Here is a 23,036-nt window from a genome sequence, read left to right as displayed (position 1 = left end):
CTTAAAGAAGCAACAGGATCAATCGTTTGGGAAGAGGATGTTTTCATGATGCAAAAATAAGAATTTTAACGCAATCCCCCAAGGTTTCAGACTGAGCCGGGAACAGGTAAGTAACTTTAAATTTAACCTTATGGGGTTGTTCACACTAGTAGACAGGATTTCCTTACTCCGTGATTGTAGAGCCATTATGAAGTTGATGGTGAAATTGCAAAGGTGTCCTAAGCCAGACAAGGCGGAACTGTGTCTTGAAGTAGAAAGAAGGTTACAGACCTTATCAAGTAAAGGTGATAAGATGCCAGATGCAGCCATGAGTGTTATCATACCAATTCAAGGTAGGGATAATGATCTATACTCCTTCTTGCAAATAGTGAGGGAAGACTTATATTCATTCAAGAATCAGTAATTAGTTAAAGTTAAACAGGCGTGGCAACAGTAAAATGTTGTAGTTCCTCACGTTCTTACATTTAATAGCTTACCAGAGGGAATAGGTGAGCACAACTCAATGTTTATGTTTACAAACAAAGAATTAATCGCATTTAGTGCAATCCTTAGAGCTGCTGCATATGGAGAGCAGTCTTGTCCTACGGGAAAGCCACTCAGTATCCTATTAGATGCAAATGATAGGTTTTCAATTTCACCAGAGATGTCAAATCAATCTGCACAGTTATCGCCCAGAGAGGCTTTTATAGTTTTACACAATATGGATTACTCTAAGCGCAAAGTAGTCTTTGACTGGATTAATGAAATCGCCGCTTGTGACACTGTTGGTAGTTTTAGATATAAGCTGGCTCAAAACGTAAAGAAGATATTAGACTTATAAGCGTAGTAATACCAAAATATTACTGTTCCTTACGCTTTAATTACAACAGTTTCCCCAAAGGAACAGGGAGGAATTAATATTAAACAATATGTCACTTAGCACTAAAGAAAGATTAGCGATATTACATACATTGATAATAATCGCAAATGCAGATGGACGTAGAGGTTCCCTTGAGAATCGCCTACTCAGTGAAATAGCAAGTAAAGCTCTTAGCTTTAGTTTGAATGATTTCTTAGGTGGAATAGTCAAAGAGGCTATCTTAATGAAAGAAGAAGAGGTTCAGACATTGATTAGTAACTTAGATTTTCAGAAGAAACTTATGATACACAAATTACTTGTTGAAATGGCAATAGTAGATGAAGTAATTAATGAAATGGAACTTAATGCACTACATTATATGGTTAAGATGTACAATCTACCTCCTTTGGTTTAAGATTCCTAATACAATTACTATCAAGAACAGAATTAAACATATATGGAATTCTTAGCAAACACATTAGAAGAGGTTATAGATGGTTTCTCTAATGAATACATACGCCACAATGGAGTGGAGAAGTTCAAGAAGGTCTATGATAAAGTCTGTAACTCAAACAAGTTAGCAGAGCTATATGGCAAATCATTACAGTTAGAATTAGCACCTACTGCACATGATTTTCTGACTACCCTTAATACAACACCATACTTCATCTTTAGCTCCCAATACACTTGTGCGTTAGGAGCGTTGTTTGCCATCAAGCTATGGGATGAAAAGGTTAATAGGCTTTATCATTTTAATTCTTCTCTTGAATTGAGAAACAAAGCAATAACAATATTAGAAATCTTAAAACTATAATAACATGGGATTATTCAACGCTTACAAGACTGTGAATCGAGCTAATCAGCTTCTAAAGGAAATGGAAGCTCAATTTGACATCATTTACTATAATATGGAATGTGGTTCTCCACTTCAACAGATACGAGTGGAATGGCGCATTCTAAAGAAACAATTCATGGAGTTACAAGAAACCATATCAAGTAGCAGTGCCGCATCCATAGCATCTTACAGGTTCAAAGGAAGACAGGCTACCACAATGGAACTATTTTCATTCATAAAGTCCATATTGGATGATTTAGATATGGGGCTTAAAGAACAAGGAGCATAATAATATATCATTATAGGATTAAGACTGGCATTTGGGGTTACTCATTTGCCAATCTTCAAATAAAATTCAATAACAGTTCAAGATATGAAGAATTTAGTAATGGTCTTATTAATGGCCATGTTAGCAATTAACTTAGTAGCTTGTGGCGATGATAAGGAGGATGGAGATAAGAAGATCACTCCATCTATCGTTGGTACATGGAAATTGATTGTGGATAAGGGATACACGCATACACATGTTACCTTTACGAAAAACGGAACATTCAGCTATACCAGTACGGATGAATTGGATTATGAGGAACATGGGACTTACAAGATAGTAGATAATCTCCTATACCAGATGTTCAGTGACGAAGACGAATGGGCGATTGGTGAGATACTCTTATTAAATTCTGAAACCTTATCCATTCAAGATTTAGATGATGATGGAGTTACTCCTTACGGTAAACCTTATTCCTACCAGCGGGTAGAATAGTAGATAAGGCAGATACAAAATAGCAAAGGCGGCATTGATTACTCTTTGCCGCCTTTCCTAATTAATCTCACACAAACATCTTAGGTTAAGAGTTAATCAGATATACTAATTGACTAACTTATTAATTACTACAAATTTAGTCAATCCAAAGTAGTCCACCAAACTAAACATCATACGATATTTAGTTAAATTAGACTGTCTGACAGAGGATTATATTGAAGACATAGAATTGAACCAACCGGTGTGAAGTGGGCTGTTAATAGTTAAATGGCATGAGGTACAAAATGCTGGAATTTTAGTTCATATAAAGATTAAATAGTGTTTAGAGGAAAACTCTGCTCGCACTCACCAATCTATTAAAACCCTATCATCTTCTCTAATGAATAGTTGCATAAAACCTATTAATTAACTATATTTGCATGAATTCATAATTAAAGGATTATGGAATACATAGCAATTGGATAGAGCCAACCCATAAATCACAAAGGGATATTCCCTCTCCTACAAGAGAAGAAGTTGGAGGCTTAAGCCAATGAAGATAATATAACAAGCTAATTAAATATATAAAAGGTTATACATTTGTCCGCTTGCGGCTTATTCACGACCATTTATTCAAGATACTAAGATTTATAATCTGGATTGCTCTTTAAAATATTTAATATTAATCTGTAAAACAGTCACTTATTATTCAATTGATTTGTTTACAGGGATGCAATATTGCTGCTTCCTACGGTATGACAGACACGATGGGCCGTATGCACGGTGACGCTCAGTTCGCTGGTTCTTCTTCCGTACCTGCTCACGTGGAAATGATGGGCTTCTTGGGTATGGGTAACAACCCGATGGTAGGTGCTACGGTTGCTGTAGCGGTTGCTATCGAGGAAGCTATGAAGAAGTAATCAACTAAACAATAAAATAATTGTTTATATATAGACTCCTGTAATCTTGATGGTTGCAGGAGTTTTTATTTTACTTATCAAAAGGAGGAAAAGGATGACACTAAACATAGACCAAGAGAGTTGTATCAAATGCGGGAAATGCGTACGGGTATGCCCTTCGGATATATTCACGCAAGAAAGGGCCGGAGAGACGATCGGGCTGGTACGTGTAGAAAGCTGCATCGTTTGCGGGCATTGCGTGGACGTATGTCCGACGGGCTCCGTGTCGCACAGCGAATTCCCGCCGGAGAAAACGCATACGATCGATTACAGCCAAATGCCTACGCCGGAGCAGGTGATGTTGCTGATCAAGTCACGCCGTTCCAACCGGACATTGACCTCGAGGCCCGTACCCAAGGAGATGCTGGACAAGATCGTGGAGGCCGCTCATTCTGCGCCGACGGCGACAAACTCCCAAAGCCTTTCGTTCACCGTCGTCACCGATCCGCAAAAGCTACGGCAGGTGAGCGATTATACGATAGGCGTGTTCGACTCCTTGGCGAAGCTATTATTGAATCCCGTCGTGAAATGTGTGGTCAAGCCGTTTATGAAGGATGTCTATAAATACGTACCGGTATTCAATCGGTTGAAAGAAGAACACAAGGCGGGTAAAGATCCGATTCTCCGGAAAGCCACCGCCCTGCTACTGATCCATACACCGAAGTCCAACCGATTCGGAAGTGAGGACGCTAACCTCGCTTATCAAAACGCCTCCTTGATGGCGCAATCGCTTGGGGTAAGCCAGATCTATATGGGCTTTGTACTCACTGCCATCCGGCAGGAAGGAAAAGATACGCTCGCCAAGACGCTAGGGATCGACGGCAAGATACAAGCGATCATGGCGCTCGGCATACCGGCTTTCAAATACCCGAAGTATACGGACCGGAAAGAGATCGTCAAGAACTATATCGAGTGAGACTTGATGGAGACAACCTTATCGACCGGTGTATGCGATCCATTGGATTACGCATCGTAAGTCAATGGATTACGATACGTAAGTCATTGACTTATGGTTCGGATCTCATAGGTTTACCGGGCTAGGATCACTCCCGATCACCAGAACTTATTATGCTCCGGGCTGTATTCAAAACCAGCGTCTTTAAGCTTTGTAAGAAGGGATTTCTTGTTCACTTGCAAATCCTCGCATAAATCGTCGAGGGAAGAATAATTGTCACGAAGTTTCATATTGATGAAGCTGAATAGCATCATCGGATCGTTTGGTAATGACATAATCTTACGAATAAAAATGTTATCTATGTTTTACAACACAAAGATAATGCTTTTTCGCCAGATGGAACCCAGACACGATCCTTATTATTTGAATATCGGTACGCAACAAAACAACCTACAAACTGGTTTTAAATAACGAGAACTTATAATTCAATTGAATGACATGAAAAAATATGTATTAGTAGTAGCGGTAGCCGCAGCCCTATTCAGCTGTAGCGGCAACCCAAAGGCAGACGCCACGCAAACAGACAAGAACAAGCAGGAAACCGCCCAAGTACCGGATATGCACAACGCAGAGACTTCCTTGGATTACTGGGGTGTTTACGAAGGGACATTACCGGCCGCCAGCTCGCCGGGTATTAAAACGACCTTGACATTGAACAAGGATAAAACCTTTACCCTCCGCTCCGAATATATTGACGAGAAAGACGGTATTTTTAATGATAAGGGAACTTACACGCTGGACGGTAACATCTTGACGGCGAAACAAGAAGGGGGAGACATCACGTATTATAAGGTAGAGGAAGGCCAACTGAAAATGCTGGACCAGCAGAAGCAACCCGTCACGGGCGACTTAGCCAAGTTCTATATCCTTAAGCAAACAAAGAAATTCTAGGATTTATCCCCATAAGTATATACTTTCAAGGGCAAAAGCATACCCTTTTGTACATGAAAGTATATACTCATTTGCCTAAACCCAAAACTATTCCTACCTTTGCGTCCCTATATAACTATATAATTACTCCAATGAGAATAGCCGCTTAATTTATCTCAAGATGTCGTTCTTTCCATCCGGAAAGCCCTCTATCCGTATAGAGCTGATTTCGTGACGACAGATTCGAGGCTATCGTGAAACCGATCATCATCGGTATTTCTTATCCATTTTAGTATCTCACATTTTAAATCAGTTCACACTATGAGTATCGTAGCGCAAAAAATCACGTATATACATCCGGACAACCAAGTCTTATTCAAGGGGATCGACTTAACGATCAACAAGGGGCAAAAGGTAGCCTTAGTCGGGAACAACGGATCGGGAAAATCTACTTTCCTCCGTATCTTGGCTGGAACCTTGCAAGCGCAGGAAGGGGAGATTATCTATCCGACCCCACCCTATTACGTACCCCAGCATTTCGGGCAATATGATAACCAGACGGTGGCTCAGGCCCTACGTATCGACGGGAAACTAGAAGCCTTGCGGGCGATTACCGAGGGCGACGCCTCCCTCTCTAATTTCAATACGCTGGCGGATGACTGGACGATCGAGGAACGGAGCCTCGCCGCCCTGCACGCTTGGGGTTTGGAGCATATCCTCCTTTCCCAACCGATGCGCACATTAAGCGGAGGCGAGAAAACCAAGGTTTTCCTCTCCGGAATCGAGATCCACCAACCCTCGATCCTGCTATTGGATGAGCCGACCAACCATCTGGATAGGCGTAGCCGGGAGAAGTTATACGATTTCATCACGTCTTGCCGTATCACCTTGTTGGTCGTCAGCCACGATCGTACCTTATTGAACCTATTAGCTTCCATAGCGGAATTATCCGTCGGGGGGATCACCCTTTACGGGGGTAATTATGATTTCTACAAGGAACAAAAAGAACAGGAACAGGCTTCCATGCAAGAGAAACTGGAAGCGAAGGAGAAAGAGCTTCGCAGGGTCAGGAAAACCGCCCGTGAGGTAGCCGAGCGAAAACAAAAGCATGAATCCCGGGGAGAGAAGCAAAGCGTCCGGAAAGGAATCCCCCGGATCATGATGGGCGGATTGAAGGAGAACGCCGAGAAAAGCGCCTCCAAACTAAAAGAGGTTCACGAGGACAAGATGGAGAACCTTGCCAACGAGCTAAAGCGAATGCGCTCCTCCCTACCCGACCTTCAAGGCATGAAACTGGATTTCAGCGCATCCGGCTTACACGAAGGCAAGATATTGGTTACCGCCAAGGAGATCAATTTCGGTTACGCCGAGGCCGGCGATCTATGGCCCTCCCCGATGAGCTTCCAGATCAAGAGTGGGGAACGGTGGCTGATACAAGGCGATAACGGTTCAGGCAAGACGACTTTGCTGAAGTTGATTACCGGCCAGTTACCGCCTCGTAGCGGTTCCTTGATCCGTGCGGATTTCTCCTCTATCTATATCGACCAAGAATACTCGATCGTCCGGAACGACCGGACGGTGTACGAGCAAGCGCAAGCCTTCAACGAGCGTCATTTCCAAGAGCACGAGATCAAGACATTGCTAAACCGTTTCCTCTTCCCGCACGACACGTGGGAGAAGAGTTGCGGGAAGCTGAGCGGAGGCGAGAAAATGAGGTTGGCATTCTGTTGCTTGATGATCAGTAACCAGACTCCGGACCTGTTTATCCTAGATGAGCCGACCAATAATCTCGACATCCAAAGCATCGAGATTATCACCTCCATGGTCCGTGCGTACAGGGGCACGATCTTGCTGATCTCGCACGACGCTTATTTTATCCGGGAATTGGGTATCCACCAAATAATAACTACCTTCGCGGGTAGGTTAAAGACGAATTTATGAAGACGTTACTTGACGTGCATACCCATACGGTAGCCAGTGGGCATGCCTTTAGCACCCTGCAAGAAATGGCAGCGGCCGCCTCCGAGAAAGGATTGAAGTTACTAGGTATAACAGAGCATGCCCCCGGCATACCGGGGACGTGCTCCCCGATTTACTTCCGCAACCTGCACGTGGTTCCCCGCCGGATATACGGTGTCGAGTTATTGCTCGGGGCGGAATTGAACATCATCGATTATAAGGGTACGATCGATCTGGGCGAGGAGTACTTTCCTATGCTGGATATCCGGATAGCGGGTATCCACTCGCTTTGCTACAAACCGGGAACGGTCGAGCAGAACACGGAGGCGATGATCGGGGCGATCCGCAACCCGCATGTCCACATCATCAGTCACCCGGGAGACGGTACGGCCGAGGTGGATTTCGAGCCTATCGTATTAGCGTCCAAAGAGCATCACACGTTGCTGGAGATCAACAACAGCTCTCTCAACCCGGTCCGCAAGAAACTCACCGCCAGAGATAATAACCTCACGATCTTGCGCCTATGCAAGAAATACGAGGTTCCTGTGATTTTAGGTAGCGACGCGCATATATCTTTCGATATAGCCCGGTACGATCATATCTACGAGTTATTGCAAGAGACACGATTTCCGGAGGAATTGATATTGAACGACAAGGTAGAGGCCTTCAAGAAGTTCATAGGGAGATAAGCGGAGCCTTACATCCGGGCAGATACGTACCTGCAACCGCACAGATACGTATCTGCAGCGGGGTAGATACGGACGTGCAACCGGACAGATACGGACGTGCAGCTGGGTAGATACGGACGTGCGTACCTGCCCAGATATCTCGTCACTTACAATGTTCCTTTATTAATTTGTCCACGACAGGATCACCCAACTCCTTCGCCTTGTTGAAAGCCTCGCACGCTTCCGCCTTCTTACCCTGACGGACGTAGCAGATGCCTCGCAGACGGTAGCAAGAGGCGAAATCCGGAGCGATCCGCAAGGCATTCTCTAAGCTCCTCAACGCCTGATCATAGTTTTCCATACGGATATATACGGACGCTTCCTCCGCCGGATAAGTCGGGTCGCCCGGATTCAAGCGGATCGCGGATTGGATATCGGCCAAGGCTCCGGGGAAATCGTTCATGCGGAACTTCGCTTGCTCGCGGTAATAGAAGAAGCGGTCGCCGACCTGTCCTTTCAAGAGATCGTAGTATAAATCATAATCGTCCACGGCCTCCTTGTATTGCATCAGTTTCAAGCGGAGATCCACCCGTTCCAAGATATAGGGAGCGGCCTCGTTCGTTGGCGGGTTCCCGCATTTGGCGATGGCGCTATCCAGCAAGGCGATGATATCCCCGAAGTTAGCGCCCCGGATATTCGCCTTCGCCTTCGCCGCCCAATACCAAGAGGTAGAAGATGCCATATCGCTATCGTTCACCTTCATATAATCAGCGAACGCCTGCTCGAAATCTCCTTTATAAAAATGGATATCCCCTTCCAATTGGCGATAGACCGGCAAGTCCTCCTCCCCGATCGCTTTTTGTATCGCCTCGGTAGCGGCATCGACGGTCCACTGCTCCTTATTCAAGGTCGTATCCGCGGCGGCCACGCCGTAGATCAGCTTGGCTCGGTTGAACCAGATATCCCCTTTCCGCTCGCTGAAGCGGGAAGCCGTGTTTATATCTTCCAACGCCTTATCCAGATAAGCCCCCTGCTCGGCCTCCGTAGGAGCCAGATCCGCACGGTGGTAAGCGTAATGATTGGCACGGTTCAAATACCCGTCGGGAGAATCCGGGAAAGTGGCGATAAAATCATTCAAGGTAGCCAGATACGTCTTCGGGTCTTGCGAGTTTGCCATCAAGTATAAGGAGACCTGCGCTTGGCTTGCGTCCGACGGCCACGCCTTCCGGATACCAATCCGGCTATAGGTGGAATTAAAGGCGTCCGCCGACTGAATCGTCAAGCTATTCGCGTATCCCGCCGAGACCGCGTAGGAATCTTCCTTCTTCCCCGATGCATCTTCCTGCGCCAAGCCGAACACCTCGCCGTCCGCCGTCAATACAGGAGCGTTTACCTGCCCGCTCTCCAGCGCCATCGACAATTTATAATAGCTGAACGGCTCCTTCAACTTACTGACCTCCGAGACCGGTCCTTCCCCGAACTTCGTGATCTTACCGGTCGAGTAAGGCATCAGATAAGCGATAACTCCTTGCGAGATCGGCTCACGGGCGATCGGCAAGAACACAGCTTTCTTCGGAACCTCTACCTTGAACTTGATCACGTCATATAATTCATCAGCCCCCAAGATGCGGCTTACCGGATATTCTTTACCGTCGGCGTCGGTCACGGTCGCCCTCGCCGCGTCCTTAAACAAGGAATAGCCGGACAACGCCTCACCGGTCTCGGTAATGAAAAATCCCGTACCAGACGCTTTCTTCTGGTTATCTTTTCCATAAGTAGTGACGGTAACCACCGCCTTTCGTTGCTTATCCATCCATTTGGGCGCTTTCTTTTGCGCCGCCACCCAAAATACTTGGCAACAAATCGTAATCAACAGAACAATTCTTCTCATTTCGTTTTCATGTTATCAGAATATACGTCGCAAATGTAAATATTTATACCGGATAGGCGAACAAATTAGGGAATTAATCTATTATGAGTATATTCGCGGAAACACTTATAAAAAACCGCGAGATTATGAGACTAAAATCATGTATGCTTATGTGTAGTTTATTCATGGCGAGCTTAGCCTCCGCTAGTAACTTCGCCTCGGATTCTTTCAAGACCAAGAGCGGAAAAGAACTGATCATCACGTTCATCAAGCACGGCAGCCTGATGCTTACGTACGACAATCATTCGATACAGGTAGATCCTGTCTCCGAATACGCCGATTATACGACTTTCCCGAAAGCCGATATCATCTTGATCACCCACGAGCATGGCGACCATCTAGACCCGAAAGCGATACAAGCCGTCGAGAAAAGCGGTACGGAAATCATCGCCAACGAGAACAGCCAAAAGAAGCTGGGAAAAGGGAAGGTCCTAAAAAACGGCGATACGGATACCTCCATCAGCTATATGAAGATAGAGGCCGTCCCCGCCTATAACACCACGCCCGGCCGGGATAAATATCATCCCCGCCACCGGGATAATGGCTATATCCTCACGTTCGACGGACTAAGAGTCTATATAGCCGGCGATACGGAAGACATCCCGGAGATGAAAGACCTGAAAGACATCGATATCGCTTTCCTTCCCGTCAACCAGCCTTATACCATGACCGTCCCGCAAGCAGCGAAAGCGGCCAAGATGTTCTCGCCTAAAATCCTATACCCTTACCATTACGGGGATACGAAGATCGGCGAGTTGAAAGATGCCTTGAAAGGTAGCGGTATCGACGTCAGGATACGGGAGCTACAATGACGACAAGGCACGGCTCGCCTTTAAGATATTCCGCCGGTACACCCAGCAAGCCAAGAGGAAATAAACGACACATTGCACCCACAACGTCACGTACTCCACACCGACTTGCTCAATCGACGCTCCCATCGAGTTGAGCTGTACATAGGCCAGCGTAGCGGGAGCCGCCGGAATGATATAATGGGCCATTTGCCAATACCAAGGCATCAATTCCAAGGGATAAGAGACTCCGGAAAGGAAGATCAAGCCTACCGAGAAGAAGGCGATCATCAATAACGGAGCCTCCGAGTCCGTAAAGAAATAAGAGGCGGCCAGCCCAAAGAAGCTGGTAGCCAGCAAGAAAGGTATCAGCAGGATCAAGGTGTTCAGATAATTACCGATATCCGGCAGGCCAAACAATAGCGGTATCAAGCCCAACAAGAACAAAGCGAAAATCGTATACAATACGCAATACACAAAGGTCTTGCTGATTATCACCCTAGCGATCCGGCCAAAGGATAATCCCTCGGAGGCGAAACGAACGATGGTACCCGAATCCCGCTCTTCCCCGCTTATCATACCGATCACCATCAACAAGGTCTGGAACATAATGACGATCAATACCGCCGGGATCAAATAGGTTCCATATCCTTCCGTAAAATTATACAACGCCGTCCCGACCACTGATATGGGTTGCGCCGAAACGATCTTGGAAGCGTCTTGCTGGGGCAAGAACACCAACATCTCCGGACGATACCGATCGTTCAACGCCAACATGGCACCGCTGGACGCCTCCTGCATCGCCATATAATATAGGAAGGCGCTTGTCGTCTGGTACATGATAAACAGGGACTCATTCCCTCGTGCCACCCGGGTCTCGAAATCAGAGGGAAGATACAAGATACCTACGGCATCCCCCTCCTTCATCCACTCCTGCGCCTCGGCGTAATCTAAACCATCGGCGATTACCGAGACTTGCGGAGTGGCGTTCAGCAAACGGATGTACTCCCGGCTCAAGTCGGTCTTTGAGTCATCGACGACTACCACCGGGGCGTTACGCACCAGATCCGGGGCATACATATAATTATACAGCAGGCCATAGAGAAATATACCTCCTACCAAGACGAGCAAGATAGCGTAGCTCGTGGAGATCGTCTTAAACTCGTCCTTGACCAAGGAAGCGATATCCGCCAAGGTTCCTTTCATATTATCGGATGTTCTCATATTTATGACTTAAAATAGCGGTTTTCAAATGTGGCAATAGTGCCAATGCCAATAACATAAACGCAAACAACGAACTTACGTTTACCCATGTATAAGGGAATCCGTAATCGCCATACAATAAGTTCTGGTTGATCTCCACGAAATGCCGTACCGGAAACAGGTACGAGGCGAAATGTACGGGAGCGTACATGGAATCGACCGGGAAAGTAACGCCGCATAAAGTAGCCCCCAGCGAACCGACCATCGACACCACGCTAATCACGATCGCTATAGCGGGAAACAACGAGAACAGGAATACCGCCAACGCTTGCGTAGCGACCACGAATAAGATCGCCGTCAAGTTCAATGGCCAGAAACCGCAAGCGAAAGGAATATGCATGACCCCGAACATGATATAGTTAGCGAAGACGCTCATGATACAAAAGATAATCGTATAAGGGAGCAGTTTGCCCACCACCGCCACGAACATGTTCATCCGTGCCGCCTCCAGCCACCCACCGCCTGTCCGGAACTTGATCTCGCTACCGATAGCGTACACCGTAACCAGCAAAATGATCACTTGGAAAAAGACAAAGAAAAAAGGATTGCTCAGATAAACGGAATAATCCAGATCCGGGTTGAACAGCGGGTGGCTACTGGATCGTACCGGTAATAGGAAGGTGGTTATCTGATTCTCCCCCACCCCCATCGCCGTAGCTTGCACAACCACCGGGGCGAGCGAAAGCGTACGCAGCAGGGTCTCGAAGGCCCCACGTACCTCACCGCCCACGCTCAACAAGGCATAGTGGTAATAATACGATAAAGTAGCGTCACGCCCCGCCGTGGCATCCGCCTCAAACTGATTGGGGATCACTAAATAACCGTAGATTTCTTTTGCTTGGGTAGCATGGCGAGCGGTCTCTTGGTCCGTATAATGCCGGGTTACCCGGAAAGTCGGTACCGCCTCTACCTGCCGGATGACCTCCCGAGACATGGAGGTGTTGTCTTGGTCCACTACCGCTATCGGTATGTTCTCCATCTGCCCGCTTCCGAAAATCGTAGACATGAAGAATATACAGAACAAAGGCAACACGATACACACCCCGAAATATAATCTCCGGGAAACCATGCGATCCAGTTCCCGACGTAAAACCATATAGAAAGGACTCTTCTTTAGCATAGCGACAATAAATTATTTAGTTGTAGAGACGGGGGCGTGCCCCGTCTCTACAAATGGATAGTATTAAGGGAGTTGATAGAGTACGGACATACCGGGACGCAATCCCTCCACCTTCTCCACCGGTAAGGCATGTATCTCGAAGGTCCGCAAGTCATAGCTACCAGTCTGCTTGGTAGATTTCCAAGTAGCGAAACTGCCCAACGGACTGATATAATTGATCTTGAACTCAATATCCTTCTTATCGATCGCCGGTACATCGGCGACAAACGTTCCTCCCATCTTAAATAAAGGCAAACGATCCTCACGTACGTTCAATACCACATGCACGTCATCTAATACGACTAAGTTCATGATTGGCATCCCGGCCCCAACCAACTCTCCCCGTTTCGGGAAAATAGCTGAGATTTGTCCGGATTCCGGAGCCGTCAACCGAGCGTCCTGTAAGAGAGCCGCCACCTCCTCCACGGTTCCTTGCGCCGCCGTCACCAACGAGCGGGCGCTCTCCTTATCTTGTATCTGCGCCCCGTCTACCGCCATTTGATATTGGCTATAAGCGGCACGTTCGGCGGCCTCAGCCGCTTTATACATGGCCTCCACCTCATCTTTACGCTGTGAGGTTACCACGCTATCTTTATACAAGGCATTGACCCGATCATAGGTAATCTTCGCCAATTGTAAATCCGATTTGGATTTATTCCACAATTGTTGCAAGGAAGCGATGATTTGCTTTCGTGTACCCTCATCCACTTTCTGGTGCTGATACTTCGCTATGTTCTCCATGGCGTTCACCTGTTGATATTTAGCCAATGCCTCCGGACTATTGATGACTACCAAGGTATCGCCTTGGCGTACATTCTGTCCCTCTTTTACCAGAAAGGTATCGATACGCCCCGGTAACTTACCGGAGATACGTATTTCCGTTGCCTCGATCTGCCCTTGCAAGATCACCGGCTTCTTTTTCAACAAGATCATCCCGATCAACGAGACAACGATAACAATCGCCAAGACCACGACAAAGGCCACACTCAAATATCTCTTAGTTTTATCCATAACCCCTAAATTTTCAATTTTCAATTCTCAATTTTCAATTCCCCAAAAGCTCCTCGGTCTTTCCCTCCATCTTGTACTGGTGGAACTGCTCCGGCGTACCGCAGACAGACAGCAGATTAATCAAGGCTACATCATACTGATAATAAGCCAAAAGAAAAGCGGTCTTCACCTTCGCCAGCATAACCTCGGCATCGACTACCTCCGTAGAAGTAGCCATTCCCTCTTGGAAGGATTTCTTCCGCACCCGGACCAGTTCCCGGCTCATCTCGATCGTCGTATCCAAAGCTTTTACATTGTCCAAGGCATTTTGTAGCTGGCTGTAGAATTTATCGATACCGACCTCCAGATCCGTAATCGCCTTCTCCTTACCCAAACGAAGCGACTGACTAGCGATCTTTGCCTGCCGGATGGTTTTCTCCCGATTCAAGCCGTCAAAGATATTCCACGTAAAACCAACTCCCACCATCGTACGAGGCAGCAAATATTTATCCAATCCGTCAGCGTACAAAGTCTGTTTGCCGAATAAAGCGATATTCGGGACATAAGCGGACCGGCCGATCTTTAGTTGATTATCGGCTACAACCTGCTGCAATTTCAATTGATTGACTATATAATTATTCATCGGAACCAGATCCTTGAAGTATTGAGCCGGAGGAAGCGCCTCATTAATGAATAAAGGAGTCGTGGTACGTACGTCACTCCCCTCCTCCATATTAATCAAGCTTTTAAACGCCTGTTGAGCGACCGCTAAATCCTTACGGGCCGATTCCAGTTCTCGTTTCGCCTCGTCCATACTTACCTGAGCGAACAGACGCTCGGCCCGATTGATCATCCCGTTTTGCTCTAATTTAAGGGCTTGGTCATAATGGGTTTTCAAAGAATTGTACACTTCCGTTTTTACGTCCACCACACTTTGTCCCAGACGAAGCCCGAAATAAGCCTCGATCAATAAGGATTGTTGGTTGGCATCCACTTGATTCCTATTCACCTCCGCTATAGAGACCATCGTCTTTCCGATCTTGTTCGCGTAGATACGTTTTCCTCCCGTGAAAACAGGCCACGTCACCGTAGCGTCTATAGAAGTGATGTTTTGGGAGATCAGCGGAAGCGAGAAAGTACCTTGCCCGATCTTATCCAATACCGACATGATCAGCTCATTATCCGGGATATAATTATGGACAAACTCCTTCGCCGGTTCCGTATATTTACTCAGCGACTGCCGTACCTCTATCGGATTCGACATATGTACGAAAGCACCCGCGGCGTTCACCGACGGATACCAAAAAGCGTTTAGCTTTTGATGCTCATTCCGAGCCCATTCCACTTCTTTCCCGGCTATTTTCAAGCTTTTATTTTCCTTATGAAGCAGGTCGAGAGATTGTTCCAAGCTTAAATCCACATCGTTCCCTTGGCTCCATGAAGCGCATGGAAGAAGATACAGCAAAAGAATACTGTAAGATACTATATTACTCACCATAAACTCATTTAGTAATTGACGTTCAGTTGGAGTAATAACAGCGAAAAAGGGAGGATTGTTTTTACTTCTTTTTCAAGTTGGGAAGGAACCAAGTAACCAGTCCTAAAAGAGGCATGAAGCCACATACGTTGTAGACAGCCTCTATTCCATAATGATCCGCCATATTTCCTAATACGGCCGAGGCTATACCCGCCACACCGAAAGCAAATCCAAAGAAAAGTCCCGAGATAAGACCTAATTTATAAGGAAGCAACTCTTGCGCATACAACAAAATAGCCGGGAACGCCGATGATAAGACCAAACCCACGCAAAAACTAAGCACGATCGTCCAAGCGAATCCCACATGCGGCATCAACAAGCTAAATGGGGCTGCCCCTAGAATCGATCCCCAAATCACATATTTCCGTCCTATCTTATCACCGATAGGACCACCCGCCAAGGTTCCCATGGCCGTAGCAATCAGGAAGACGAACAAACAGATCTGCGAAGTCTGTACACTCACCCCGAATTTATGGATCAAGTAAAAGGTATAGTAGCTATTCAAACTAGCCATATAGATATATTTAGAGAAAATCAAGGTCAGCAATATCGAGATCGAAAAGACTGTTTTTCCCAAAGAAAGAGGCATCTCCACATGCGTCTCACCCGACTTCTTCTGCCATTTCACCCGACTCAAATACGCCTTATACCAACGGCAGATAGGAATCATCACCAAAATAGCGACGAATGCCAGTATAGAAAACAAAGCGATATGAGTCCGTCCATAAGGTGCCACCAATAAAGCAACCAGTAGCGGACCTAACGATCCGCCCAAATTACCACCCACTTGAAAAAGCGATTGTGCCAATCCCCTACGCCCTCCCGACGCTAGCGAGGTAATCCGGGACGCTTCCGGATGCAAAACCGAAGACCCGATACCTATCAAGAATACGGAGATCAAGACCCAATGGAGCGTAGAGGAAAAAGCGAGATTCAACAAGCCGACCAACGTAAAACTCATACCAATAGGTAACGACCAAGCCACGGGACGCTTATCAAAAACCAAACCGGTTATAGGCTGGAAAACAGAAGCGGATAATTGATAAACAAGCGTAATCAACCCGATTTGGGCGAAGCTCAACGCTAAATCATCCTTGAAAAGTGGATAAACCGCCGAGATAACGGATTGCAACGAATCATTCAAACAATGCGTAACGCTTAACGCCACCAATACCCGGAATGCTGTTTTATTTACCGGCTGCTGTTTAGGAACCTGCTCCATGACTGTCCATATTTCTATTTAACCTCATGCTCATTAACATTTTAAAAACCACACAAAAAGTTAGCTAATTTCTAGAAAAACAAACCCTAAGAGCCTATTTTAACCATAGTTAATACAACTATTCTTTCGGTTCTTTTCATTTCTTTATGTTAATCGGCTTAATCTTAATACCTATGAGCCTTGTTTTCTCAGTGATACTTCAGAGCTGTATCCCGGAATGAGCATATATCTTATAACTCACTCCCAAAACAAACGCCAAAATCCCTTATCTGCCATCATTCCGACCCGAAGTTAAAGATCGAGATCATAAACGGGAACAGCCTCTGAAGTTTTTTATATTTATTCCTCTTCTTCTCCCTCGTTCGCCGAATGTAAGATAAAAGTAGTAGCGCCAATCGTTACGATCGAACCTTCCCCGATACGTACTTGTTCTTTTTTACCGACCAATACATTTTTCACAAAAGTCCCGGTCAAGCTAGGAAAGTCACGCACCATATAAACGAACTTGCCATTAGTGTCTTTCTTTACATTAATCACACAATGCTTACGCCCCATACTTGGATCGCTCGTGATAATAGGGACATCTACACCTTCCGTATCCTTATTACGGCGACCAATCACATTATCTCCCATCACTAATGGTAGATCTTGCTTAAAAGCAAAACCATTCTCGATAATGGTAATATAACCGCAAGAGAAATCCGGTTCCTTCACCTCTTTTTCCTCACCGGTAGCCGTCTTCACCACCTTTCGGCCCAATTTAATCTTAAATTGCGCTCCACACTGCGGACAGACGAAGGCTAATACCTTCCCTTCCGGATATTTGGTCTCATCAAAAGACAACTGATTATCACATTTTGGACAGAATACTCTTTTCATACACTTAAATACAGGATCTAGTATTACAAACGGAGCGCAAATTTACGAAAAAACCTTCAGCTACACTCCTAAAATCTCATGGTTATGATTTTTTGAAACAAAAAAGGCTATCCATCACGGACAGCCAATCTCAATTGTTAACCTTAAATCTAATACCATGAAAAACACAGTGCAAATATAGAGGTTTTATGTTATGTAGCATAATGTTTTATTTGCAAATCTCATTTCCTTAACCAGATTTAACAAAACCATGCTTTAAAACATATCCGTAAAATAATATATATCCCCTTAGAACTTAGGTTCATTCTCTTTAATCTCCTTCAAAGGCAAGGTAAACCAAAAAGTGGAACCTACTCCCAATGTAGATTCTACCCCGATTCGTCCCCCTAGGTTCTCGATAATATTTTTGCAAATCGCCAATCCTAATCCGGTACCTTGTTTGCAAGCGTTCAACTTAACAAAACGATCGAATATAGTTCTACAATCTTCCTCCGAGATTCCCATTCCCGTATCCGAGACCGAAACTCGTATTTCATCATTCGATACCTTATAGGCTAATTTGATCTCACCTTCCGAAGTAAACTTAATCGCATTTGTCAAGAAATTAGAAATAACCTGTACGACTCGTTTCGGATCTGAGAAAACAGTCACGGGTTGTGAGCCCCGATCGAAAACAAATCGAACGTTTTTCGGAATCTTCAAGGCATGTACCGCATAGGTTTCCTCACAGATCTCCTTAAAATCAAAATTTCTCTTCGTAATGTCAAAGGTTCCCGCCTCAATCTTTGAGAAATCAAGGATATCCTCAATCAATTGCAGAAGCAATTCACTATTCTTGTCAATGATATCCACATAAAACTCTCGTTCCTCCTCCTCTATCTCCTTGGTCTCTGCCAGTATATTCGCGAAACCAACAATAGCATTTAAAGGCGTACGGATCTCATGACTCATATTCGCCAAGAACATAGACTTAAGCCGATTCGCCTCTTTAGCCTTAGCTAACTCATATTCTTTCCGTTGACGCTCTCGTTCCACCCAGCGCAATTTATCTTGCATGGCGATCTCATCCGTTATGTCCATCAAGTAATAAAGGATTTTCGCTGGTCTTCCCGCCTCATCATATTTATAAGGGTACGCATACGCTCTCACCCAAACATATTGCCCCTCAAAAAGCTGTCGGTATTGAATACTATATTCACCGATCTCACCCGTAACAATCTTTTCAAAGCCTTGTACAAGTACCCTTTCCCGATCTTCCGGATGTACGATCTCACAAAAATCTTTTTTCGTTGTCAAGTTACTTGCTCTCAATCTGGATTTATTACCTAAAACACGTAAGTCCAGATCGATATGCATCTTATCGGTTTTAACATCATATTCCCACAGCAAGGAATCACTGCAACGCATAACCGTTTTCAACTTCGTGAACAGTTCCTCTACTTTCTCCGACTTTTGATATTCTTCCGTCTCATCCGTAAACATTAGTACATATCCACAGATATCTTCAGCCTCTCCTTTCAACGGCACACATTTAATAGACAGACGTAAATTTGTACCTTCCTTTTTTGGGTCTATGTTATAGTACTCATTCGTTTGTATATTATCAAATTCATAATTACAATCGAACACAACCATTTCTCCCTGTTTCAGACGAGCGATCTTGTCCTCTGGAAAATTAGGATTCTCGAAAAGATTTATTCCCATAATATCCTTCCGGCTTATAGCGAACAAATTCTCGTCCGTCCTATTGAGATCCACTAGCTGCCCCCTCCCGTCATAAACTTCAATTCCAACAGGTAATTTCTGGAATAGGGCATTAAAGCTCATTTCCTCTAGCATTTTATTACATTTTCCCATCGTCATATTAAATTATAACCACTAATTCCCAACTTTAAATCAATCAAGCAATCTCCTCTGTTATTTATACAACAAATGAACGATAATAACGATTGCAGCAGAAGTTTAAAGTTATAGAAATAATATGAAAATCAAACATAATCATGTTGAAAATATATGTTTTCGATATTGAGAAAGAGTCATTCCCGTCCGTTGACGAAAAAAGCGATTCAATGTCGATTGAGACGGAAAATTAGTCAATATAGCGATCTCCTGTATATTTAATCGAGAGTCACGTAGCAACGACTTTACCTCTAACACTATATAGATAGATAAAAACTCCTTGGCTGAAATGCCACACCTTTCATTCATGATCGCACTTAAATAAGTTGTCGTTATATTCAATTTATCCGCATAAAATCCGACATTCTTGTGATTCTTGAAATTCTCTGCCACGAGACTACAGAAATCATAGATCAATTGCTCTTTTCTCAAACTAGTCCTGAAAGGGATTTTCTTACGCACTTTCACATAATAGTCGTAAACATCCATGTAAAAAATCCCCAAGTAACATATAATCCGCTCCCTCAGAAGCCCATTACCCCGATACCGCTCAAGCTCATTCTCTATCAATTTGCAAAATGATTGAAAACGCTCAATACCATTATTATCCTCTATATTATAGTAAAAATGATCCTTCACGAAAAAATGAAATCCCGGATCAAAATGACGTAAGGAACTTAATACATCCCCATGTAGTACATGTGGTATGATGATAAACTTCGCCGAGAAGTCCTCACTCACGTTCCGCATTGAGCATAACTGTCTCGGAAATAAGAAAATCAATTCATTCTTATTCCATACATGCTTATTTTCAAGCAAATGAATGATCGCACTACCTCTATTACATACTGCTATTATCCCGTAATCCAAAAAAGAAGGCTCTGAAGTCAATGGACTATCTTCAATCTGTTCCGTAATAATAAAGTCTTTTTCTAATCCGCCTAAAAAACGATCACATGTATTATACCTATTCTCTTGCATATACTCTTATAAATTAAGGGAATACGAAATCTTACCTCCAACAACAATCAACAGAATAATATTATATTTTGTTCTGTCCGTTAAGGTCCCAAGTATATTCGTTTGATATTTTTCTTTCCTTACCCCCTCTTCTATTAGCCATCAAACCTTATATATCAATTGGTGCTAACAGCTAACCAAGGAAATCATAAAAAAACACAAGACAAAATTATATAATAAAAAATTGACTATTAAATGCATAACTAAACTAAAAGCGTACAAAAACACATCAATTGTATACAAAATCGAAACAGACAAAGAATAACCGAAAAAGATCATAAAAATACAATTAGCTTCATTGACAAAGTAAGTTAGCTGAAATACCAAAGCAAGTTAACTTACTTTGCCGATGAAATTAGCTTACTTTGAAAGTATGGATGTTACCCTCGGAAAGGGGCGCTTAAGCAGTGTTCTCAAAAATTCGTGTATTCATGCCTCTATACAAAAAAAGGCTATCCGTCACGGACAGCCAATCTCAATTGTTAACCTTAAATCTAATACCATGAAAAACACAGTACAAATATAGGTGGTTTTATGTTATGTAGCATACTGAATTATTTGCAAAATTCATTCGCTTAACTCGATTTAACGAAATCATGCCCTAAAACATAGTTATTAACAAGAAAACTATTCGTTCAGATCTAATAGCTTCCCAAGAAATCGTCGAGGGAACGAGTATCATCATCTGGCATCAATTCTTTTTTCAAACGAAATTTGCGTTTATAGATAGCATCCTTCGTCACATTCAAGACTGACATCAGCTCCGCCGAGGTTAGCCGCAATTTGATCAAGCAACAAAAACGAATGGCATCCTCCGTCAAATCCGGATAAGCGACACGTAAACGACTTATAAAATCATCATAAAGAGTATTTACGATCTCGATCAAGTTTCTCCAATCCGAATCCGGCAATATCGTTTCCGATTTAGAAAGTATCTTCAACTTCTTGAACGTATCCAACTGTTCCAGCAAACACTTCGCCAAACGTTCCTTTTCCTTGATCAAGGATTCCACGTCACGATGCGCTTTCCACTGAGCCGCATGCTGGTATTCCATCAAGCATTTCTCCTTCGCTTCCAATTGCTCCTTGATGTGCGACATCTCACGACTATAACGTTGTATCAAGATTTCATTTTTATCCACAAGACTCGCTATTTCTCTCAGTTCTTTCTCCTTTTTTGTCTTATAAAGGTGATAACGCAAAAAAGATAATAAAAGTAGGGCAAAAGTAACGATGATTAAAATGATCAGATAATAAATATCTACATAGAAATGCTCCGGCTCCTTTAGAACCGAGCTTATGGCAGTAGATGTGTGCAGCGCAAACTTCATATAAATAGTATTTATTATCTTAATACTTCTTTCTTAGAATTCCCTCTCTCCAAATCGCTTCCAAAAAGCCTGTCCCATATCCGATCAATTGGACAAAAGCCGCTATGATAGATAACAACGCAACGATTCCGTTCTTATTTCTCACTAAAGCGTCAAAAAAGATCAGCGAAATATAAAATAACAATAGCCCCCATACCTTTGGAACGAAAAAAGCGGAAATACATACCCCCAGCAGACCTACCACAAATAAGGCCGGCAGGCAATGTACCCATTTCAATGATTCCGGGTACTTCTGGTACAAGATAATCCTAGCGTACCCCGAATGCCATACTTGCCGGAAAAACTGGACGAAATTTGTTCTTCGCTTATGATAGACCCAAGCGCCCGGAAAATAACGGCATTTATAGCCTGCCGCAAAAATCCGGATACTAAAATCTATATCCTCTCCATAACGCATATCAGAGAAACCACCCAAGGCTTCATACACCTCTTTCCGCATTCCCATATTAAAACTCCGAGGATAGAATGTATCCAAATGTCTCCGGCTTCCTCGGATCCCTCCTGTCGTAAAGAAAGAAGTCATCGAGTAATTGACCGCTTTTTGTATAGCGGAAAAAGAAGAATGCGCCCTGTCGGCACCACCAAAGGCATCCACCTTATAACGCATCAAGGACTCGTGTACTTGTTCCAGATAGCTGGCCGGAACGATACAATCCGAATCCAAGACAATCACGATCTCTCCTTCCGCATAACGTACCCCTTGATTGCGAGCCAAGCCCGGGCCTGAATTCTCTATATAGAAATAGCGAATCCTCAAGCGGTCATTATAGGCATTGACTACGGGCTCACAAGGTATAGAAGAACCGTCGTCCACTACGATAACCTCAAAATGTACATATGTCTGCCGGGTAAGGCTGTTTAATAAATCGTCTATCTCCTCCGGACGATTGTAGACAGGAATAATAATTGAAAATACTTCCATTAAGCTAGATTTAATCTGCCGACAAAAGTAAAGAGTTAAAAAGCGTGTATCAAAAAAGGGCACTGGACAAATAGAGGACATAGCTGGACATCGAATACCGCCTATTTTTTACGGCTCAGTCTGAAACCTTGGGGGATTGCGTTAAAATTCTTATTTTTGCATCATGAAAACATCCTCTTCCCAAACGATTGATCCTGTTGCTTCTTTAAG

22 protein-coding genes and 1 pseudogene are annotated in these 23,036 nt (G+C 44.1%); 11 read left to right on the top strand and 12 right to left on the bottom strand.

The window, feature by feature from the left end; genetic code table 11:
* Window positions 1–508: 508 nt before the first annotated feature.
* The 7 genes and pseudogenes from BHV83_RS11615 (at window position 509) to BHV83_RS11585 (ending at window position 4,290) form a co-directional block, all read left to right on the top strand.
* A complete protein-coding gene (locus tag BHV83_RS11615) occupies window positions 509–820 on the top strand; it encodes a hypothetical protein (protein WP_286757543.1) in 312 nt (103 codons plus the stop codon).
* 88 nt (window positions 821–908) lie between these two features.
* The gene (locus BHV83_RS11610; RefSeq protein WP_286757542.1) at window positions 909–1,253 is read left to right on the top strand and encodes a hypothetical protein; all 345 of its coding nucleotides are present in this window, start codon (window positions 909–911) and stop codon (window positions 1,251–1,253) included.
* Between the two features lie 42 nt (window positions 1,254–1,295).
* Window positions 1,296–1,652 carry a hypothetical protein gene (locus BHV83_RS11605; protein WP_286757541.1) on the top strand — a complete coding sequence of 119 codons (357 nt, stop codon included), beginning with the start codon at window positions 1,296–1,298 and terminating at the stop codon, window positions 1,650–1,652.
* Window positions 1,653–1,656: 4 nt separating this feature from the next.
* Window positions 1,657–1,962, top strand: coding sequence for a hypothetical protein (locus tag BHV83_RS11600; RefSeq protein ID WP_286757540.1), 306 nt, complete (start codon window positions 1,657–1,659; stop codon window positions 1,960–1,962).
* Between the two features lie 84 nt (window positions 1,963–2,046).
* Window positions 2,047–2,436, top strand: a complete 390-nt coding sequence (locus tag BHV83_RS21775; protein ID WP_353743780.1) for a lipocalin-like domain-containing protein — start codon at window positions 2,047–2,049, stop codon at window positions 2,434–2,436.
* Window positions 2,437–3,158: 722 nt separating this feature from the next.
* Window positions 3,159–3,335 (top strand): annotated as a pseudogene (locus BHV83_RS11590) (GGGtGRT protein); the annotation flags it as partial.
* 94 nt (window positions 3,336–3,429) lie between these two features.
* Complete coding sequence (locus tag BHV83_RS11585) at window positions 3,430–4,290, top strand: nitroreductase family protein (protein ID WP_022191780.1); 861 nt, start codon at window positions 3,430–3,432, stop codon at window positions 4,288–4,290.
* Window positions 4,291–4,427: 137 nt separating this feature from the next.
* Here the strand turns inward: BHV83_RS11585 and BHV83_RS11580 are convergent, their stop codons facing one another.
* On the bottom strand, window positions 4,428–4,604 hold the full coding sequence (locus BHV83_RS11580; protein ID WP_005855899.1) for a DUF4250 domain-containing protein: 177 nt from the start codon (window positions 4,602–4,604) through the stop codon (window positions 4,428–4,430).
* Window positions 4,605–4,767: 163 nt separating this feature from the next.
* Here BHV83_RS11580 and BHV83_RS11575 point away from each other — a divergent pair, with 163 nt between their 5' ends.
* From BHV83_RS11575 to BHV83_RS11565, 3 genes are all read left to right on the top strand, one after another.
* On the top strand, window positions 4,768–5,220 hold the full coding sequence (locus BHV83_RS11575) for a copper resistance protein NlpE (RefSeq protein WP_005868028.1): 453 nt from the start codon (window positions 4,768–4,770) through the stop codon (window positions 5,218–5,220).
* A gap of 300 nt (window positions 5,221–5,520) precedes the next feature.
* Entirely contained in the window at window positions 5,521–7,140 is a 1,620-nt protein-coding gene (abc-f, locus tag BHV83_RS11570) for a ribosomal protection-like ABC-F family protein (protein WP_008780306.1), read from the top strand.
* Window positions 7,137–7,847, top strand: a complete 711-nt coding sequence (locus BHV83_RS11565; RefSeq protein ID WP_005868026.1) for a phosphatase — start codon at window positions 7,137–7,139, stop codon at window positions 7,845–7,847. Before abc-f ends, BHV83_RS11565 begins: the two co-directional genes overlap by 4 nt.
* Window positions 7,848–7,989: 142 nt before the next feature.
* On the opposite strand, the gene BHV83_RS11560 is transcribed toward BHV83_RS11565, so the two are convergent.
* A complete protein-coding gene (locus BHV83_RS11560; RefSeq protein WP_286757539.1) occupies window positions 7,990–9,717 on the bottom strand; it encodes a tetratricopeptide repeat-containing S1 family peptidase in 1,728 nt (575 codons plus the stop codon).
* A 125-nt stretch (window positions 9,718–9,842) separates the two neighbouring features.
* Between BHV83_RS11560 and BHV83_RS11555 the strand changes: the two genes are divergently transcribed.
* Window positions 9,843–10,568 carry an MBL fold metallo-hydrolase gene (locus BHV83_RS11555; RefSeq protein ID WP_022191785.1) on the top strand — a complete coding sequence of 242 codons (726 nt, stop codon included), beginning with the start codon at window positions 9,843–9,845 and terminating at the stop codon, window positions 10,566–10,568.
* On the opposite strand, the gene BHV83_RS11550 is transcribed toward BHV83_RS11555, so the two are convergent.
* The 10 genes from BHV83_RS11550 to BHV83_RS11505 form a co-directional block, all read right to left on the bottom strand.
* Window positions 10,560–11,768 carry an ABC transporter permease gene (locus BHV83_RS11550; protein ID WP_005855888.1) on the bottom strand — a complete coding sequence of 403 codons (1,209 nt, stop codon included), beginning with the start codon at window positions 11,766–11,768 and terminating at the stop codon, window positions 10,560–10,562. The genes BHV83_RS11555 and BHV83_RS11550 overlap by 9 nt on opposite strands.
* Complete coding sequence (locus tag BHV83_RS11545) at window positions 11,752–12,927, bottom strand: ABC transporter permease (RefSeq protein WP_286757538.1); 1,176 nt, start codon at window positions 12,925–12,927, stop codon at window positions 11,752–11,754. Before BHV83_RS11545 ends, BHV83_RS11550 begins: the two co-directional genes overlap by 17 nt.
* 63 nt (window positions 12,928–12,990) lie before the next feature.
* A complete protein-coding gene (locus BHV83_RS11540; protein WP_005855884.1) occupies window positions 12,991–13,977 on the bottom strand; it encodes an HlyD family secretion protein in 987 nt (328 codons plus the stop codon).
* Window positions 13,978–14,011: 34 nt separating this feature from the next.
* The gene (locus BHV83_RS11535; protein ID WP_005855881.1) at window positions 14,012–15,454 is read right to left on the bottom strand and encodes a TolC family protein; all 1,443 of its coding nucleotides are present in this window, start codon (window positions 15,452–15,454) and stop codon (window positions 14,012–14,014) included.
* A 61-nt stretch (window positions 15,455–15,515) separates the two neighbouring features.
* A complete protein-coding gene (locus BHV83_RS11530) occupies window positions 15,516–16,715 on the bottom strand; it encodes an MFS transporter (RefSeq protein ID WP_057318860.1) in 1,200 nt (399 codons plus the stop codon).
* A gap of 339 nt (window positions 16,716–17,054) precedes the next feature.
* The gene (locus BHV83_RS11525; protein ID WP_005868017.1) at window positions 17,055–17,594 is read right to left on the bottom strand and encodes an FHA domain-containing protein; all 540 of its coding nucleotides are present in this window, start codon (window positions 17,592–17,594) and stop codon (window positions 17,055–17,057) included.
* A 288-nt stretch (window positions 17,595–17,882) separates the two neighbouring features.
* Window positions 17,883–19,451: a PAS domain-containing sensor histidine kinase gene (locus BHV83_RS11520; RefSeq protein ID WP_122144650.1), complete on the bottom strand. Its 1,569-nt coding sequence runs from the start codon at window positions 19,449–19,451 to the stop codon at window positions 17,883–17,885.
* 141 nt (window positions 19,452–19,592) lie between these two features.
* Entirely contained in the window at window positions 19,593–19,982 is a 390-nt protein-coding gene (locus BHV83_RS11515) for a helix-turn-helix domain-containing protein (RefSeq protein WP_286757544.1), read from the bottom strand.
* Window positions 19,983–21,154: 1,172 nt separating this feature from the next.
* Entirely contained in the window at window positions 21,155–21,844 is a 690-nt protein-coding gene (locus tag BHV83_RS11510; protein WP_057318863.1) for a hypothetical protein, read from the bottom strand.
* A gap of 19 nt (window positions 21,845–21,863) precedes the next feature.
* On the bottom strand, window positions 21,864–22,826 hold the full coding sequence (locus tag BHV83_RS11505; protein ID WP_009276344.1) for a glycosyltransferase family 2 protein: 963 nt from the start codon (window positions 22,824–22,826) through the stop codon (window positions 21,864–21,866).
* Between the last annotated feature and the right edge of the window lie 210 nt (window positions 22,827–23,036).

This window comes from Parabacteroides sp. merdae-related_45_40 (assembly GCF_001915675.1).
Note: the sequence above shows the minus strand (reverse complement) of the source record. Positions and strands in the feature narration are given on the sequence as shown.

Coding starts and splice junctions, on each gene's coding strand:
- BHV83_RS11615 (WP_286757543.1), top strand. CDS start 509: ATGTTTACAAACAAAGAATTAATCGCATTTAGTGCAATCCTTAGAGCT.
- BHV83_RS11610 (WP_286757542.1), top strand. CDS start 909: ATGTCACTTAGCACTAAAGAAAGATTAGCGATATTACATACATTGATA.
- BHV83_RS11605 (WP_286757541.1), top strand. CDS start 1,296: ATGGAATTCTTAGCAAACACATTAGAAGAGGTTATAGATGGTTTCTCT.
- BHV83_RS11600 (WP_286757540.1), top strand. CDS start 1,657: ATGGGATTATTCAACGCTTACAAGACTGTGAATCGAGCTAATCAGCTT.
- BHV83_RS21775 (WP_353743780.1), top strand. CDS start 2,047: ATGAAGAATTTAGTAATGGTCTTATTAATGGCCATGTTAGCAATTAAC.
- BHV83_RS11585 (WP_022191780.1), top strand. CDS start 3,430: ATGACACTAAACATAGACCAAGAGAGTTGTATCAAATGCGGGAAATGC.
- BHV83_RS11580 (WP_005855899.1), bottom strand. CDS start 4,604: ATGTCATTACCAAACGATCCGATGATGCTATTCAGCTTCATCAATATG.
- BHV83_RS11575 (WP_005868028.1), top strand. CDS start 4,768: ATGAAAAAATATGTATTAGTAGTAGCGGTAGCCGCAGCCCTATTCAGC.
- abc-f (WP_008780306.1), top strand. CDS start 5,521: ATGAGTATCGTAGCGCAAAAAATCACGTATATACATCCGGACAACCAA.
- BHV83_RS11565 (WP_005868026.1), top strand. CDS start 7,137: ATGAAGACGTTACTTGACGTGCATACCCATACGGTAGCCAGTGGGCAT.
- BHV83_RS11560 (WP_286757539.1), bottom strand. CDS start 9,717: ATGAGAAGAATTGTTCTGTTGATTACGATTTGTTGCCAAGTATTTTGG.
- BHV83_RS11555 (WP_022191785.1), top strand. CDS start 9,843: ATGAGACTAAAATCATGTATGCTTATGTGTAGTTTATTCATGGCGAGC.
- BHV83_RS11550 (WP_005855888.1), bottom strand. CDS start 11,768: ATGAGAACATCCGATAATATGAAAGGAACCTTGGCGGATATCGCTTCC.
- BHV83_RS11545 (WP_286757538.1), bottom strand. CDS start 12,927: ATGCTAAAGAAGAGTCCTTTCTATATGGTTTTACGTCGGGAACTGGAT.
- BHV83_RS11540 (WP_005855884.1), bottom strand. CDS start 13,977: ATGGATAAAACTAAGAGATATTTGAGTGTGGCCTTTGTCGTGGTCTTG.
- BHV83_RS11535 (WP_005855881.1), bottom strand. CDS start 15,454: ATGGTGAGTAATATAGTATCTTACAGTATTCTTTTGCTGTATCTTCTT.
- BHV83_RS11530 (WP_057318860.1), bottom strand. CDS start 16,715: ATGGAGCAGGTTCCTAAACAGCAGCCGGTAAATAAAACAGCATTCCGG.
- BHV83_RS11525 (WP_005868017.1), bottom strand. CDS start 17,594: ATGAAAAGAGTATTCTGTCCAAAATGTGATAATCAGTTGTCTTTTGAT.
- BHV83_RS11520 (WP_122144650.1), bottom strand. CDS start 19,451: ATGGGAAAATGTAATAAAATGCTAGAGGAAATGAGCTTTAATGCCCTA.
- BHV83_RS11515 (WP_286757544.1), bottom strand. CDS start 19,982: ATGGATGTTTACGACTATTATGTGAAAGTGCGTAAGAAAATCCCTTTC.
- BHV83_RS11510 (WP_057318863.1), bottom strand. CDS start 21,844: ATGAAGTTTGCGCTGCACACATCTACTGCCATAAGCTCGGTTCTAAAG.
- BHV83_RS11505 (WP_009276344.1), bottom strand. CDS start 22,826: ATGGAAGTATTTTCAATTATTATTCCTGTCTACAATCGTCCGGAGGAG.